14 protein-coding genes are annotated in these 15,379 nt (G+C 58.9%); 1 reads left to right on the forward strand and 13 read right to left on the reverse strand.

Annotation, left to right across the window (positions count from 1 at the left end; all coding sequences use genetic code 11):
* Nucleotides 1-4: 4 nt before the first annotated feature.
* The 13 genes from tssL to HDG37_RS05705 all read right to left on the reverse strand — a co-directional run bounded on the left by tssL (nucleotide 5) and on the right by HDG37_RS05705 (nucleotide 14,470).
* Nucleotides 5-1,339, reverse strand: a complete 1,335-nt coding sequence (gene tssL, locus HDG37_RS05645) for a type VI secretion system protein TssL, long form (RefSeq protein WP_184045104.1) — start codon at nucleotides 1,337-1,339, stop codon at nucleotides 5-7.
* A complete protein-coding gene (gene tssK / locus HDG37_RS05650) occupies nucleotides 1,336-2,685 on the reverse strand; it encodes a type VI secretion system baseplate subunit TssK (protein WP_184045106.1) in 1,350 nt (449 codons plus the stop codon). Before tssK ends, tssL begins: the two co-directional genes overlap by 4 nt.
* Before the next feature lie 5 nt (nucleotides 2,686-2,690).
* Nucleotides 2,691-3,236 carry a type VI secretion system lipoprotein TssJ gene (gene tssJ, locus HDG37_RS05655; RefSeq protein WP_184045108.1) on the reverse strand — a complete coding sequence of 182 codons (546 nt, stop codon included), beginning with the start codon at nucleotides 3,234-3,236 and terminating at the stop codon, nucleotides 2,691-2,693.
* Between the two features lie 140 nt (nucleotides 3,237-3,376).
* The gene (locus tag HDG37_RS05660; protein WP_184023663.1) at nucleotides 3,377-3,859 is read right to left on the reverse strand and encodes a type VI secretion system tube protein Hcp; all 483 of its coding nucleotides are present in this window, start codon (nucleotides 3,857-3,859) and stop codon (nucleotides 3,377-3,379) included.
* Between the two features lie 109 nt (nucleotides 3,860-3,968).
* A complete protein-coding gene (gene tssC, locus HDG37_RS05665) occupies nucleotides 3,969-5,471 on the reverse strand; it encodes a type VI secretion system contractile sheath large subunit (protein WP_184045296.1) in 1,503 nt (500 codons plus the stop codon).
* A 46-nt stretch (nucleotides 5,472-5,517) separates the two neighbouring features.
* On the reverse strand, nucleotides 5,518-6,051 hold the full coding sequence (gene tssB / locus HDG37_RS05670) for a type VI secretion system contractile sheath small subunit (protein ID WP_184045111.1): 534 nt from the start codon (nucleotides 6,049-6,051) through the stop codon (nucleotides 5,518-5,520).
* Between the two features lie 205 nt (nucleotides 6,052-6,256).
* Nucleotides 6,257-7,936 carry an OmpA family protein gene (locus HDG37_RS05675; RefSeq protein ID WP_184045113.1) on the reverse strand — a complete coding sequence of 560 codons (1,680 nt, stop codon included), beginning with the start codon at nucleotides 7,934-7,936 and terminating at the stop codon, nucleotides 6,257-6,259.
* Nucleotides 7,933-8,640, reverse strand: a complete 708-nt coding sequence (locus tag HDG37_RS05680) for a DotU family type IV/VI secretion system protein (protein WP_184045115.1) — start codon at nucleotides 8,638-8,640, stop codon at nucleotides 7,933-7,935. Before HDG37_RS05680 ends, HDG37_RS05675 begins: the two co-directional genes overlap by 4 nt.
* A gap of 27 nt (nucleotides 8,641-8,667) precedes the next feature.
* On the reverse strand, nucleotides 8,668-9,228 hold the full coding sequence (locus HDG37_RS05685) for a fimbrial protein (RefSeq protein WP_260332759.1): 561 nt from the start codon (nucleotides 9,226-9,228) through the stop codon (nucleotides 8,668-8,670).
* Between the two features lie 74 nt (nucleotides 9,229-9,302).
* A complete protein-coding gene (locus HDG37_RS05690; RefSeq protein ID WP_184045298.1) occupies nucleotides 9,303-12,140 on the reverse strand; it encodes a fimbria/pilus outer membrane usher protein in 2,838 nt (945 codons plus the stop codon).
* A gap of 12 nt (nucleotides 12,141-12,152) precedes the next feature.
* Nucleotides 12,153-12,917: a fimbria/pilus periplasmic chaperone gene (locus HDG37_RS05695; protein WP_260332760.1), complete on the reverse strand. Its 765-nt coding sequence runs from the start codon at nucleotides 12,915-12,917 to the stop codon at nucleotides 12,153-12,155.
* A gap of 99 nt (nucleotides 12,918-13,016) precedes the next feature.
* Nucleotides 13,017-13,565 (reverse strand): fimbrial protein, encoded by a 549-nt coding sequence (locus HDG37_RS05700; RefSeq protein ID WP_184045117.1) that lies wholly within the window; start codon nucleotides 13,563-13,565, stop codon nucleotides 13,017-13,019.
* Between the two features lie 254 nt (nucleotides 13,566-13,819).
* Nucleotides 13,820-14,470 (reverse strand): response regulator transcription factor, encoded by a 651-nt coding sequence (locus HDG37_RS05705; protein ID WP_184045119.1) that lies wholly within the window; start codon nucleotides 14,468-14,470, stop codon nucleotides 13,820-13,822.
* Nucleotides 14,471-15,233: 763 nt separating this feature from the next.
* Here HDG37_RS05705 and HDG37_RS39055 point away from each other — a divergent pair.
* On the forward strand, nucleotides 15,234-15,362 hold the full coding sequence (locus HDG37_RS39055) for a hypothetical protein (protein ID WP_260332761.1): 129 nt from the start codon (nucleotides 15,234-15,236) through the stop codon (nucleotides 15,360-15,362).
* Nucleotides 15,363-15,379: the final 17 nt, after the last annotated feature.

Raw genomic sequence — 15,379 nt, forward strand, 5'->3', positions numbered from 1 at the left:
CCCGTTAATGCGTGACGAAGACTTCCACGCGTCGATTGCGGGAACGACCTTCCGCTGTACTGTTGTCCGCGACAGGTTGTGTATCGCCCTTGCCGACAGCCTCGATGCGATTGCCGGGCATGCCGTGCGCCTTCAATACGTCGGCGACGAACGCGGCGCGCTTTTCCGATAGCGCCAGGTTGTCAGGAAACTCCGCCGTATGAATCGGCTGGTTGTCGGTGTGCCCGGTCACCGTGACATTGCCGCCGACCCGGACGACCTCCTGCGCGACCTTGGTCAACACCGGATCCAGTTCCGGTCGAATGCGGCTTTGCCCCGGCAGGAACACGTAGTCGCCACGGAACACGACCCGGCTGCTGCTCGCGGTCTCTTCGACGGAGACCTGGCCGCGAGCGATCTCGTCTTTCAGCAAAATCGACAGGCGCAAGCGCTCGTGAACGACCGGAGCCGCGGCCTTGATCGGCTCTCCGATCGCGAGAATCTTCGCTTCCAGCGCATTGCTTTGCGCCAGAAGCCGATACTTGTACCAGGCGAACAGCGAGAACACACATAGCGCAGCGACGCCCGCCGTCGCCCAGACCGGCACGCTTTTCAGCAGCCGCATCCTGCCCGGCTCCTCGCCGCGCCAGTGCGGCGACAGTTCGAGCCGCATCGTGTCCCGCGTGCCGCTGATAAGCGTCAGCATTCGCTGCCGGATCTGCTCCAGATGACGTGGACCGTCCGCGGCAACGCTGTAGCGTCCTTCGAATCCAAGGCTGAGAATGCGATACAACACCTCGAGGACGTCGATGTACTCCTGGGGATCCGTTGCCATGCGGCCGATCAGCAGGAAGAACTTCTCGCCGCCGTCCACTTCTCCTTCGAACTTGAGCAGCAGCCCCCCCGCGGCCCAAATTCCGCCGCTCCCCCAACGCGTGCGGTTGGCGGCTTCGTCGAGCGCGGTGCACAGCGCGTAGCGAACAGCCGCCACGTGCTTCCACGGCAAACTCGCTTTGTCGCAGACCTTCTGGAATGCGGCGACCTCACGCACCAGCAGCGAGCGCAAGCTCGCGACCGCAGCCAACGAATCGAGCGAAGCCGGCATGTCCGCCAGCATGCGCAACAAAGGCTGCGCGGCTTCACACAACGGATTGCGCGCAGCCTTCATGCGCTCCAGACGCGTCTGCACTTGTTCCGGCGGATCGAACGCGGCCGCATCGACCACCGGTTCCTGATTGGCGACGCCCGCGGTTGTGGGACGCCCAGCGGGAATAGCAGACGGCTGGCTCTGGCCAGAAGCAGAGTTGTCGGGGTTCAACAGAAACTCGAACGCGTCGTCCCCGTATGCACCGGTACTCATTTTTGACGCACGCCCCACAGCTCAAGCTTGAGTTCCGGGAAGTGCCCGGCGACATGCATGGCAAGCCCTCCGTGCCGCGCAATCTGTTCCCAGAACGGTCCGGTACGCGACAGTTCGAAATAGATAAAGCCCGAGTTGAACGGAATCTGGCGCGGAGGAACCGGCAGCGCCGCTACTGTCAGACCCGGCAGGTGCGAACGGATCAATTCCGGCAAGCGCTGCGGATGACTGATCTTCGTTTGGGCAAGAAACTGCTGCTGCAGCAATTCGGAAGGCATCTGCGCGCCCACGGCGAGCACGAGGCTCGAATAGCCGGCCAATTCGTTCGGCAGCATGGCGGCCGTACGGATGCCATGCGCCTGCTCCGTAAGCGGAATGGGCTGCGCACCACGAATCAACACCTGGTTCAACAGATAGTGAACCTCCTCGACGAGGGGCCTGATACTGCGGTAGAGCTGCGCATGGTCATAGCCCGGCGCCGCCCGCGGACGCCGCGTTTGCGGACGCACGAAGGTCGAAAGCTCGCCCGCGAAAAGCGCGAGCTCGCGATACAGGGTCACCGGCGCGGTCTCCTCGAGTTGGCAAACATGCTCGAGCAGCGGCTCATAGCGATTGAGCACCTGGAGCAGCAGATAGTCGGCCACTTCGGCCGCCGCGCCCGTACGGCCGTCAGCACCTGACAGACGGGCGGCGAGCGCGTCGGCGCGTAGTCGCGCGAGGCCGTGCAGCTGCATCGCCCATTCCCGCAGCAGTGGATTCGCGCCGTAACCGGTCACGGGCGGAATGTGGTCGGCGCTGTGCAGCGACACGGCGCCGTCGGCGTGCAGCGCCTTCACGCGCGTCAGCGCAAGCCCGATCCACGACTGCGTCAGCTCTTTCTCGGGCAACAGCCGCAAGCGCAGATTCGAGAGTTGGACGGGCTTCGGACCTTGGCCGATCGCGTTGCTGTCGCGCAGTTCGGCGTCGTACGCATGGTAACGGGCCAGCGATCCGCTCTGCTCGGTGAAGGCGGTTTCCTCGGTGTTAGGCAAGCGAAGCGGGACCGCCAGGTAAATCACCTGCTCCTGATGTTCCGGTCCGATCGTCAGTGGGGGCGGGGGCAGCGTCAGGCCAGGCACCTCGAACGGTGTGCCGTCTGGAAATACGCCGAGCCCGCTCTTGAACACCAGCTTGCCGAACGCGAGCGATTCCTGATCGATTTCATAACGGCTGAAGCCCCAGAAAAACGGGCTCAGCGGCGCGCTCCGGCGATGCGCGAACGACTCGAAATACCGCTCCTGCTGCTGAAACAATTGCGGGCGCAGGAAGAGTCCTTCGCTCCAAACAACTTTGCTATACCAACTCATCGAAATTAGTCTGACTTTGAAATCGAAACAGTGCGCTGATCGAGCTGGATCGTCAGCTTCTGTTCCTTGTCTGGAAGAGCCATCCTGTACCATGCGGCGTCGGGCGCGATTGGCAACCGGTAAACCGCGCGCCAGACCGATTTCCCGAGATCCCGGTAGCCGGCCAGCACGCCGATTGCGGTAGTGGCGGGGTTCGACTTCCGGACGATCTCGCGTGTATCGCCGGGACGCAGAATAAATTCGTCAACGACCAGCACGTCGTCGCCAAGGATTTTTTTGTCGTCGCTTTGCAGCGTGAAAAAGTCGCCGGTTTGAAACGCCGTCGGCGACTTCAGTTCGTAGACCCGCACGAGGATCGGCGCCGCCGTTCCCCACTCGTTCGGATTGACGTTCTCGCTTGCCGCGATCTGAAGCCGGAGGGTCGTTCGCTCCTTGACAACGGGAGCCGACGCGGTAGCGCACCCGGACAGCCATGCGCTCGCCCCGCTTAGGACTAGCCAGCCTCCGATACGCAGCCATATCGCGAAGCGGGAAAAAAAGATCGAAACCATCTGACGGTATCAAGGTGATCTCGCACGTCGCCCTGAATGAACCGGGATGCCTGCATCCAGCCGGGCATCCCGGTTAACAACCTTGACACGGCGTCCAGGACAAAAGGGTCGTCGTGCCAAGATTCAGGAAAATGTGCGATTTAGGCTGTGTTCTTCTTGATATCGAAGGTCGCCGTGATCGCACCACCGCTACCGCCTTGCGCGTTCTGCACCACATATTCCTGCTTCAGGCGAGCAAAGGACAGACGCACCGTTTCGCACGGACGCGATTCACTATCGCTGACGCCGGACGGATGCACCGAGGTAACCAGCACGTCGTTCATCGTGAATTTGATGTATTCGAGCGGATTACCGCCAGCCTTGCGCACGACGAGTTTGGCTTCGTCGATGTGCTTACCGGTCAGGCAGTATTGCGTCAGGTTGGGCGTTGCACGATCGATGAAATGCTCGAACGTGAAGTCGTCGACCGTGGCTCGGCCAGCGCCACCACCGGAACCAACGTGCATATTCGATTGCTGCGTAACGCCCCACGCCCAGCTCAGAACATCGATTTCGTCCTTGTGGTTAGCGTCTGCCGACTCACCATCAATCCCGTTAATCTTGAGAAAGATGTCTTGCGCCATAAAAGTACTCCTTGATACCGATTAGTTTTAAAGATGCTCAATGAAAGTCAGGCATATTTAGTGAGCGCCTGTCCGTCGCTCAATCACCGAATGAACGGTAGACGTCAGATCAGGCTGCATCCTTCACGAGCGGCAGCTTCGCGACGAGACGCAAAGAAACCGTCAGACCTTCAAGTTGGAAATGCGGACGCAGGAAGAACTTCGCCTGGTAATATCCCGGATTTCCCTCGACGTCCTCGACGACCACTTCGGCCGCGGCCAGCGGTCGACGTGCCTTGGTTTCCTGCGACGAATTAGCGGGATCGGCGTCAACGTAGTTCATGACCCATTCGTTGAGCCATTGCTGCATTTCGTCCCGCTCCTTGAATGCGCCGATCTTGTCGCGCACGATGCACTTCAGGTAATGCGCAAAGCGCGAGCACGCGAACAGATACGGAAGACGTGCCGATAGATTCGCGTTCGCAGTTGCGTCGGGATCGTGGTACTCGATCGGCTTCTGCAACGATTGCGCACCGATGAACGCCGCGTAGTCAGTGTTCTTGCGGTGAATGAGCGGTATGAAACCACTCTTCGACAATTCCGCTTCGCGGCGGTCGGAGATCGCAATTTCCGTCGGGCACTTCATGTCGATGCCACCGTCGTCCGTCGGGAACGTGTGACACGGCAGGTTTTCAACTACCCCACCGCTTTCCACGCCGCGAATCAGCGTGCAGCAACCGTAGTTCTTGAACGAACGGTTGATGTTCACCGCCATTGCGTAGGCCGCGTTCGACCATACATAGCGTTGATGATCCGCGCCGGCGGTCGCCTCTTCGAAATTGAATTCGTCGACCGGATTCGTCTTGACGCCATACGGCAGACGTGCAAGGAAACGCGGCATTGCAAGGCCGATGTAGCGCGCGTCTTCCGAACTACGCAGCGAGTTCCAAGGTGCGTACTCGAGGTTTTGCGTAAAAATCTTCGTCAGGTCGCGCGGGTTGGCGAGTTCCTGCCACGAGTCCATCTGCAGCACGGACGGTGCCGCGCCCGTAATGAACGGCGCATGCGACGCTGCGGCCACCTTTGCAATCGAGCCCAGGAGGTCGACATCGGCCGGCGTGTGATCGAAGTAGTAGTCGGCGACGAGACAGCCGTACGGCTCGCCACCCAACTGCCCGTATTCTTCCTCGTAAATTTGCTTGAAGAACGGACTCTGGTCCCACGCAATCCCTTTATAGCGCTTCATCGTGCGACGCAGGTCGTCCTTCGACACATCCATAAAGCGGATCTTCAGCTTCTCATCGGTTTCCGTGTTCGCGACGAGGTGATGAAGCCCACGCCATGCGCTTTCAAGACTCTGAAAATCTTCATGGTGGAGAATCAGGTTGATCTGTTCGGATAATTTGCGATCGATCTCCCCAATAATTGACTCTATGTTTTTGTACGCGTCGTCGGACACCGTTGCCGATGTAAGCAGTGCTTGTTGAGCGAGCGTCCGGACAGCCCCCTCGACAGCCTCGCGCGCGCGCTCCGTTTTGGGCTTGAATTCGCGCGATAGGAGTGCGTTGAAATCGGACTGATTGGTCACGCTCGCCGTTGCCTTGGCGCGCGTGTTCGCTTGAAGTTCGGCCATCATTTCCCCATTGTTTCAGGCTGTGCTTTCGTGCGGAAAGCAAAAATCATTCGTTGGTCACCGGTTCGCCGGTGGATGCCGCTTCCGGCTTTGGCGCCTTTGCGAGCGCTTCGAGTAACGCTGGGTCTCTCAACACCTTGCTGACCAGGTTTTCCGCGCCACTTTTGCCATCCATATACGTTTGCAGATTGGCGAGTTGCGTACGCGCCTCGAGTAGCTGCGCAAGCGCGTCAACCTTCTTCGCGACGGCTGCGGGCGAGAAGTCGTCCATGCTTTCGAACGTGATGTCGACCATCAGATGACCTTCGTTCGTCAGCGTGTTGGGCACCGCGAACGCGACACGCGGTTTCATGGCCTTCATTCGCTCATCGAAGTTCTCGATGTCGATATCGAAGAACTTACGATCGCCGACGGCGGGCAACGGTTCGAGCGGCTTGCCCGACAAGTCGGCGAGGACGCCCATCACGAACGGGAGTTCGACTCTCTTTTCCGAACCGTAAATTTCGACGTCGTATTCAATCTGGACGCGGGGGGCACGATTACGTGCGATGAATTTTTGAGAACTGGTAGAAGCCGACATAATGCTCTGAGGTTGTTCGCTCAAGTAAAAGAAGAAGCGGCGACACCGCTCGCTTTCGTATGAAATCCGCAAGCTGATGATGTTATGTCTCGGAGCAGCGCGGCGATATGGGCGGTTGCCCAAAAATCTGTCCCGTTCGCAAAAGCGAGGCCGGGTTGGCGTGCGCGAACGCAGGCTCCCAGAGGGCTACCCGCGACGAGTACTTTCAGTGCGTGCCTGAATCGGGAACAACGGTGATTTCGACACGACGATTCATTTCGCGCCCCTGACTAGTTTCGTTGCCGGCGATCGGCCGGGTATCGCCATACCCCTGAATTGCAAAACGTGTGACGGGCAACGTAGCCGTGTTGACGAACCAATCGCGGATGGCCCGCGCGCGTGCCTCGGAGAGCTTTTGATTCGCGACGCTGGCACCCACGTTGTCAGTATGACCCGCGATGAGAATTCGCTTGTCGGGATTCGCGCGAATCAGATCGAGAACCGCGTGGAGCCTTGGCTCTGCACCTGACTTGAGCGTCGTCTTGCCGCTGTCGAATAACAAGAGGCTGTCGATCGTCACTGCAAGGGGCGGGGAATGCGCGGCGATCGTCGGGGAATGCGATGTCGCGCTCACGCGTTCAAGCGCGACTTGCAACTGCTTGCCCCGATACAGTCCCCAGCCGAGCCCGGTCGGCACACCGTTGCTCGCATAGCGAGCCAGCTCGGCGGATTGTCTGCGCAACGATTCGAATCGCTCACCCTTCGCATCCGCGCGGGCTGTGGGTATATGCGTGTAAGCCTCGAGATCGTCGGCGACTCGCGTGACCAACCTGCTGTTCGACCATGCGGAGACACCGATCGACACCATCAGGACGACCGCCGACGCAGCCAACGCGTGCAAGCTTCCGGAATACGACCGGGCCCACTCGCTCTTCGAAACCCGGAATCTGTCGTTCCGCGCGATGGTCGTAAGTAAAGGCAGAGACAGCGGCTTCGGTTGAGCCTTCGGCCTCGTCAGCAGCGGCCGCAGCGCGGTCTTGCCGGTGAGCCATCGCGTCCACGCGCCTGGACGCATCGGCGGGTGTCCGATGTCGGCCAACAGCAAGCCGCGCAGCGAGAACGGCGCGGTGTTCGCGAGCGATGAAAGTATCGATAGCAGCGCCTCATCTTCTAGCCAGTCGAACACTGCATGCCCCAGACCGGCACGCGACGCACGTTCCGGGTGGGCGACAGCGAGCCAAGCCTGATCCAACTGTTGCCTGAGCGCTTGCACATGTTGCCGCGCGGTTGCGGTCGCGGGTTGCATCGTCGAGATAGTCATGGCATTGCCGAACCAGACCGGTTCCACTGCGTGGTCGCTATTCGAGCCGAGGTACGCGTAGATCGCGATATAGCAGGGTAATACGAACGCCCGGGGACCGATGCAAGCGTCGATTTGATGCTTCCAGCGGGAAAATTCGCGGCGAATCACAGCATCGTCGCACTCACCGTCGGGAACAACGGGCATCAACACGGCATCCGGCGGACGTTGATGCGACTCCATCACCGTGGCCAACACGCTGGACAACTGCTGCGGGGACGGGACACGCAACCACAGCGCATCACCGTTACGTCGCACTGTGGATGTCTGGCCATCGTGTGCAAACAACGCGGCGGCATGCGGCCCGACGACGAGAACGATCGATAACTGACGCACGTTCCCGAGCTGAAAATCCTGATCCTCGTGGGTCGGATGCGATCGCCCGTAAGCTGGCAAAACGGCGGCGCCCGCCGCCGTCAACAGAACAAGACTGAGCACAACGGGCCACGATGGTTGGAGAGCAAGCGGCAAACATAGCCATATCAGTCCAACTACGGAGACAGCGATCCAGATCAGCGCCGCCCGGTAGCTGTTTCCGGAAATCATTGCGAACGCTCCGTCTGCATAGGACTACTCTGCGGCGACGACGTTTGAGGTAGACCGCGTGTCGCAACGTCCAGACTAAGGTCCATCGCCGTCCATAGTGACGCGATGGCAACCGCACCAGCAATCACCCCGCCGGCGGTTCTGCGTGAATGCGAGATGCGTGACACGTCCGACAACCGAAGCGAATTGGTCGGTGGCAGGGCGTTATCCGGTGCGTCGGGTATGGAGAACACCGCCCTATTACGCAGATGCCCGTTTAACGCCGATTTCGCACGCTCCAGATATGCGTTGGCGTTTTCGCGTCCGCCGTCGAAGCCCAACCCCAGCAACATGGTGTAGAACTCAAGTCTGGCGGGGTCCGGATCGCCGCCGTCCACCACCGCCGCGATCCGGTGCCATACCCATGCGGCGCCATCGCGCACGCCATGAAAACGCATCTGCAGCGGGTCACGCAACCATTCCTCGCGCTGCCTGGACGGCAATGCATGCAACGTCAGTTCATCTAGCAGAACGCATTGTGCGAGGCTGACTTCCCGGATGTCCGTTGCCGGAAAAGTTCGATCCAGCATTTGCTGCTGTAGCGTCTCGACCAACGTACTGCAACGCGCGCGCCAAAAAGGAATAGCCGGCAGCTCCGCGCCGTCGGACAGCAGTGCTGCATGCAACGCAGTCGCTCGCATGAGCGCGACTGTTGAGTCAAACATAATAAGAAACGTATTCGCGCCGGCACCTCAGGGCATTTCGACGACATAGGTGACGAATGTATTGACGGTGCCAGCCGTGGCTCGACCGGTTGCGTAGTAGCTGGCAATGAAATCCACCGGCGTCGGATCCGTGGACGTGATCGGAACGACTCTCATCGTAGACCGGTCGCCGACCTTGATCCGCGATCCGTCCGCATTGGCCAGCATGACCTGTACATTCGTTGCCGACGCCGCCCCGCTTGCATTCTGGAGGTCCAGATTCCCGGTGTTGGGATCGGTCGACGAACCGCTCTCGAAATACACGCGCGCCCCCGTTACACCGCTTGGACATTGAATCGTGATGGTAAAGAACTTTGAGCCATCTATAACTCCGGCCGTCGGCAGCGATCGCGTCGAAAGCGTCGGCAACGTGACCGTCATGTCGGGCGAACTCACCAACGGACACGTCTCCGCGTTATAGGTGCCACTAAAATTGAGCGTGACCGAAGGCGAGCCTTGCGCATGTACGCAAACCGATCCCAACAGCGCACCTGCGATCAATCCGGAAATTAGTCCGGCAATCCGAAAGTATCTGCAAATATTTTTCATTTTCTGACCTCTACTGTCGGCGGAATCATCTAAGCGCGCAGCGCTGGAACTGACCGGGTATCGACCTTAGCACTTCAGCGAAGCGAACTGACAAGCGCGGCCCCCGCTGAACGTCGCGCTACGGACTTTGCCGGCGGAGACCAGACTAGCGCTGGATCACAACTCAGCTTGATGCGCGCAACGATCCCCGTGCGCTGACCGCGGTCCGCCTTGTCGTCGTCCGGCACCGTGTAGGGCATCACGCACTGCTCCGCTGCGCGATTGCCCCAGCGCACCAGCAGCTTGCCTTCGTGCTCGAGGCCGCGCAGGTACGAGAGGCCACCCTGACCGACGATGCCCACCGATTTCTCGGACTCGTCGAATAACTCGGTGCCCATCGGCATGGCTTTGCCTTCCCGATCCAAAACCTCGGCGAAAATCGGCGTGCCCTGCGTGGTCGCAATCTTCACCTTGACGAGCGAACTCGCGCGCGGCACGACTTCCTCACTCGTGTTGCCCAGTTCAACGTCGAGCGACACGTCGCTCGGATCCAGCGCGACCGTGTTGACCCGGTATGGCATCAGCGAAGACACCACCGCATAGCCGTTAGCGTCAATCCTTGCACCCTGGCCATTGATGATCCGGCCACCTTCCGCGCCTTTCGCTTCGACGAGCGCGAACGCCTGCCCAAGCGGTGGGCTCAGCGTCATGCCGCCACTGTGAACGACGACCGCGCCGTCGGCGTTGAACGCAGCTTGACGGGTCTGATTGCTGATCGATGCATTGACGTTGTAAGTAGCAAACGGCGCGCGATACATCGCGTAACCACCCGCGGAAACGGTCCGATTGTCGCCGGCGACGATCCGTGACGCGTTGACACCGTAGGTGATCGGCGTGGCTCCGCTCGTGTTGCCCGACGCAGTGGCCTGAATTGTGCTGTCCCCGTTCGAGCCGCGCGAAACGTTGGTGGTCAGATAGTCGAACATATGATGCTCGTTCGAGTCGACCTTGCCGAGCGGAATCGTCAGGTTCAAACCTACCTGCGTGCTGATCTTCGAGTTTTGCAGGCGCGTGCGTTGCGCATATAGCGAGTAGGACACCCGCTTGTACGCGCTGTTGAAACCAACCTGATATTGCAGATCGTAGCCCTTCGACGCGCCCCAGTAGTTCTGCGAACTGCCGGCGATATAAAAAGAACTCGACTCGCCGATTGGCTGGTTGATATTCAGCTGCAGACGGCTGCGCGTGCGGTAGTCATACTGACCCGTGGTGTCTCGGGAGCCATATCGCGCGTACATCGCGTCATGCAGGCTATAGAAGCGTGAGGTCGAGTATCGGTAAGCCGCAACCGAAAAATTCGTGTTGGGCCCTGGAAGGAGCTTGCTGTAGCTGATCCGCGTACTGTAGCCGGGACGACCACCAGACACGCCGGGAATATTCGTTCCCGCCGCCGTTACGTCAAACGCGAATGCGCCGAGCGGCGTATTGAGCGCGACACCCACCAGGCCAGCCCAGTAACCTTCCGCAAACTGTGCACCGGTGTAGCCGGTCAACAGGTTTGTCAGGCCGCGCTGATAAACCGCCTGCGCCACCCACGGATGGTTATTCAGCACGGTATCGCGATAGACACCGGTCGTCAGATTGAAACGTGCAACACCAGGCCGCAGCAACTGCGGGACGGACGCAAACGGCACCAGAAAAGTCCGCTGACGGCCGTCAGATTCTGTAATAGTGACCTGAAGGTCGCCGCCATAACCCGTAGCCGGCAGGTCGTTCAGTTCAAACGGCCCCGGCGGCACGCTGGTCTCGGCCACGATGATGTTGTTCTGACGCACTATGATGCGTGCATTGGTATCAGCCACGCCACGCACAACCGGCGCGTAGGAGCGCATGGAATCCGGCAACATGCGGTCGTCGCTCGAAAGCTGGACGCCACGCACGTTGAATGAGTCGAAGACGTCACCGCTCGTCGAGCTGTCGCCGATCGTCAGTTGGCTCTTAAGCGCCGTGACATCGTGTTGCGCAAACAGCGCGACACTTTGCCAATGCGTGCCGGAACCCCGGTTCTGCGAGCTTACCGTGGACCACTGGCGGAAACGCCAGCCGTTCACGTTGAATCCGCTTTGCAGACCGAGGTAGACACTGCTGAAGTCTCCGCTACCATTGTTCTGGTGAGTCGTATAGCCGGCGAGACTGTATTGCACGAAGCCTGCGTTGATCCCGTTGTCCCAACGGGACGGATCAACGTAACCGGCAGCCTCCTTGCGCAATTCGATCTGTGGAATCGACAGATCGAGTTGCAGATCGGCGGTGTTGAACGATGCAACCGATCCCGGTACGGCTTCAACCAGCGGGACGCATTGCACTGACGCGTCCGTATCGTCGAAGTCGCCCTTTCCTGCTTCCTTCAACCGCTGGGCCACGCGCTCGGTGTCTACGCCAGCGCGGTCGAGGCCAGGCATCGTGAAACAGGGCGTTGCGATATCCGAGCCCGGCACTGCCTGAAACAGGACATCGAAGCGTCCACGCTTCTTACCATTGACGAGCAGTTCGAGCGGATAAACACCGGGAGCAACAGGATTGCCTCGCGTATAGCGTGACAAATCGGCGACGTTGCCCGTAAAGAATGCTGGATTGAACTCGACTTCTTGCGGAACTTCCGCAGCGGGCGCATTTGATGTCGCCGTGGTAGATGACGCATCCGTACGCGCAGCCTCTCCGTCGACACCGGCTGCCTGTTGCGGCAACTCGGACGCCGAGCAGTCGCTGGATGGCGTCGCCGCTGACTCCGGCGCGCACGCGGCGACCGCGGAATTTGGGCAAAAGACCCAGCCCGACGCTATGATTGCCGCCCAAGCCAGTGGGTGAAACCGGAAAGGGACATTACTGAATACTCTTTCAACCGCCGTCTTACTATTCCGCACGCCCGACATCCCGTATTTCAATTATTGATTCTTTTGCGCTTCCGCGCTTTGAGCACCTGTCACTTCCGCCGAGTCCTTGATCGCTGTACCGAAGTCGTTCAGAACCGTATAGGAAACGGTGGCAGGAGCTTTGATATCCAGCTTTCCATCTTGTGGACGGAGATCGACGTGCCCGAACGGCGGTGCCATATCGGGCAAAAGAGCGACTTTCCTGCCTGCCGTTTCCACCTCTGCCGTGCCGACGGAAATGTAGTAGGGCGATGGGTTGTCCAGACGAACGATGCTCTGACCTTTGTCATTTGGCTCGACACGCCACTTCAGCTGGGCCCGCCCCGCCGTTGGGTCATCGAGCAACGATACCGGCCGGTAGAACATCTTGATACGCGTTCGGAACGCGAGCTGAATCATGTTCCGGTCATCAGCGTCCTTAGGCTTCGGCGGAATTTCGAGAACGTTCAGCCAATAGACGGCCTCACGGTCCTTCGGCATGTCGCCGCCTGTGAACATGATGCGCAAAGCTTGCCCTCTGTGAGGCTCGACCCGAAATACCGCCGGCAGTAACGTGAACGGCACCTTGATTTCATTCGGGGCAGCTGCCGCATCGCCGTCGTCCAGCCACGCCTGGACCAGGACCGGACGGCTGTCAACATTGTTCAAACGAACATTGACTTCGCGGTTTTGCGCCGGATAAATAACTCGGGTACCGGTAATGGTGATAGCAGCTTGTGCAGCAAACGAGGTCACACTTAAGGTGACAGCTGCGGCGAACAACATTGGAAACTTCATTGAAGACACTCGCTCCTCCACGCGACAGATAAGCGGAATACCACTTCGGGTTGCCCTCGAACTAGAAGAGCAACCCGATGCCATTCGGCTTAGATTCGCTTACGGGTATGCCAACGTGTAGCGAACAACAGCCGTCACGTTACCGGCCGTGGCTCTGTCTGTTGCATAGTACTGGCCGGCGTAGTACATCGTTGCCGTACCGTCGTTCCCAACATCAACGAACTCGCCCGTGCTGCCCAGCGGAAGCACCTGCGCCACGCCATTCGTGAAATTGTGGTCAAGCAATTGCACTTCGACGTACTTGGCCGGCGAGGTAGTTGCCTGGTTAATGGCATTACGCGTAACCGGGTCCATGTTCGTGGTCTCGAAATGCGCCGCGACCTGTTTCAGCGTTGCCGGGCACTGCGACACCGAAATCTTGAAAGGCGTGGACCCGCCGACTACGCCAGCCGCAGGGAGCGTCTGCGAAGACACCCGAGGCAGCGTGACCGTTTGGTCCTCGTCACCCGAGTTGATCACACAGGTGTCGTCATACAGTTCTCCATTGAACGTTACCTGACCTGTGCCCGGTACAGCTTGAGCGAAAACCATCGGCGCGACGGACAGGCCCATCAGCGCGATCATGAGTTGCGTTACTTGTTTTTTCATGAGATTCCTCTTTGTTGCCATTTCAGAACTACAAACCCTTGTGAAGCCGGGACGTTCAGCGATCGTCAAGGCAGAGGAATGATGTCATTGAAGAAGATCGGTGTTAATGGGCCGATACCCAAAATGAAAGACCAAATAGGTCAGTCGAGAACCGGCGTGTCGATTCCTCGAACTGAACAGGTCACAGGACCACCCTACGATAGGGAGAAGGCGCCACGAGAACGACAGAATCCGCCTGAGAATCGCGGCAATTGCTAGGAGCAGGACCACTCGCGCACGATTGTGACGAGTTCTACGTCGTTTCTGGCACCGAGCTTCTTCATGCCAGCGTTCTTCTGATTGCTCACGGTCTTGGGACTGCGATTGAGCCGCTCGGCAATTGTTGCGATCGACATCCCGTCGCAGATCATTCGCACGACCGTCGATTCTTTTTCAGATAGCAAATTGAGAGAAGATCCGCGTTGCGCTGCGCGCCCCGTTGCGCGCAACATCTTGTCGGCAATGGAATCAGGCAGAAACACGCTTTTATTTTTGGCAACGCGAACGGCAGCAGTAAGGCTGACAAAGCCCTCGGGACCCTTGCCGACGAAGCCGGCCGCCCCTCCGTTGAGCGCGGCTGAAATGATGTGCGTGGAAGAATGCGTGCTCAGAAAAACTACTCGTATGGATGGGGCGACACGCCGGATCCGGTCAAGAAGATTGAGACCGTCGGCATACGGATCGCCTTCGAATTCGTAGTCGCACACAAGAACATCGACCGGCACTTCAACCAACCGCTGGAGAAGCAGGCCGATACTTTCGCTTTTGAAGCAGACCTGGATGTCAGGACAACGCTGAAGAAGATGCTCGACGCCGAGGAGAATAAATGGATGATCGTCGGCGATACCCACTCTTATTTTGTTCACTCACACTCCATACCACGCAGGTGAATACCTTTTCCTTGCCGAAACACCCTGCATGACTTGTCACCAAAGTACCATGTCATTTCACGCCGTTACATGATGAGAAAGGCGCAGGGCATCTCGTCCCATCCACTCGTCGACTTCCCTGATCCTGTGTGTCGCCACGGGACGCTGCGTTTGCGTGGGCCTAGCCGCACACCTCAGCAGCAAGATCGAGAGCCGCAACCTTCCTGCTTCTAATGAAGCGAACGGCGTCGGGAACGCCTATCATCTAAGCGCACAAGTCGGTGCGGTCCAAATAGCGCATATCAAATTGTCTTGATCGTTCCACAAAGGCATTTTGGCACCACGCAAATAGAAGTTTTCGAACCACTGTTTTTTAAACGATGCAAAATCGGTGAGAAAGCCGGTGTGCTTTGGTAAAGACAAAGCAATTTTTGGGCATACAACCTAGCATGGATCAATCATGAAGATGGGATAGCGCAACGCACCCCAACTCGTCGGCGAGGGATTAAAACATCTTCGCCTTGCGCAGAGGCGGATTGTACGATGCGCTAACAAGAAAAAAGTCAGCAGAGTCCTATATGCGTCATAGGTGCAAGAAGTGCTTTCAACATCCAGCCCAGTCGGCCCGTCGCAATGCCCCATCGCCGCCGGCGCCACCGCCGTGTTTCTTCTAGCGGACCGCGCGACAGCAGGTCCGCCCTCGCGGGCCCATTTGAACCGAAACCGCTAGTTGCTGCCCGCGTGCTGAATTCCGTTGAAGATGAAAAAACTGGATTTCATTGAAACGTCGCGCACGGGGAGACTGCATCTGATGCAGCGCGAAGGCGCGATTCACATGCGCCCGGCCGACTATTCCATCCGCTGCATTCGCCAGGCCGCGATCATGTGAGCCACGCGGCGCGCGGC

Origin of the sequence: Paraburkholderia sp. MM5384-R2 (genome assembly GCF_014201025.1) — a bacterium.
In the GTDB taxonomy this organism is placed as follows: domain Bacteria; phylum Pseudomonadota; class Gammaproteobacteria; order Burkholderiales; family Burkholderiaceae; genus Paraburkholderia; species Paraburkholderia tuberum.

Excerpts from the sequence above, each read along its gene's own strand:
- HDG37_RS05685 (WP_260332759.1), bottom strand. The coding sequence starts at position 9,228 with ATGAAAAATATTTGCAGATACTTTCGGATTGCCGGACTAATTTCCGGA.
- tssB (WP_184045111.1), bottom strand. The coding sequence starts at position 6,051 with ATGTCGGCTTCTACCAGTTCTCAAAAATTCATCGCACGTAATCGTGCC.
- HDG37_RS05660 (WP_184023663.1), bottom strand. The coding sequence starts at position 3,859 with ATGGCGCAAGACATCTTTCTCAAGATTAACGGGATTGATGGTGAGTCG.
- HDG37_RS05690 (WP_184045298.1), bottom strand. The coding sequence starts at position 12,140 with ATGTCGGGCGTGCGGAATAGTAAGACGGCGGTTGAAAGAGTATTCAGT.
- HDG37_RS05700 (WP_184045117.1), bottom strand. The coding sequence starts at position 13,565 with ATGAAAAAACAAGTAACGCAACTCATGATCGCGCTGATGGGCCTGTCC.
- tssK (WP_184045106.1), bottom strand. The coding sequence starts at position 2,685 with ATGAGTTGGTATAGCAAAGTTGTTTGGAGCGAAGGACTCTTCCTGCGC.
- tssL (WP_184045104.1), bottom strand. The coding sequence starts at position 1,339 with ATGAGTACCGGTGCATACGGGGACGACGCGTTCGAGTTTCTGTTGAAC.
- HDG37_RS05695 (WP_260332760.1), bottom strand. The coding sequence starts at position 12,917 with ATGAAGTTTCCAATGTTGTTCGCCGCAGCTGTCACCTTAAGTGTGACC.
- tssC (WP_184045296.1), bottom strand. The coding sequence starts at position 5,471 with ATGGCCGAACTTCAAGCGAACACGCGCGCCAAGGCAACGGCGAGCGTG.
- HDG37_RS05675 (WP_184045113.1), bottom strand. The coding sequence starts at position 7,936 with ATGATTTCCGGAAACAGCTACCGGGCGGCGCTGATCTGGATCGCTGTC.
- HDG37_RS05680 (WP_184045115.1), bottom strand. The coding sequence starts at position 8,640 with ATGTTTGACTCAACAGTCGCGCTCATGCGAGCGACTGCGTTGCATGCA.
- tssJ (WP_184045108.1), bottom strand. The coding sequence starts at position 3,236 with ATGGTTTCGATCTTTTTTTCCCGCTTCGCGATATGGCTGCGTATCGGA.
- HDG37_RS39055 (WP_260332761.1), top strand. The coding sequence starts at position 15,234 with ATGAAAAAACTGGATTTCATTGAAACGTCGCGCACGGGGAGACTGCAT.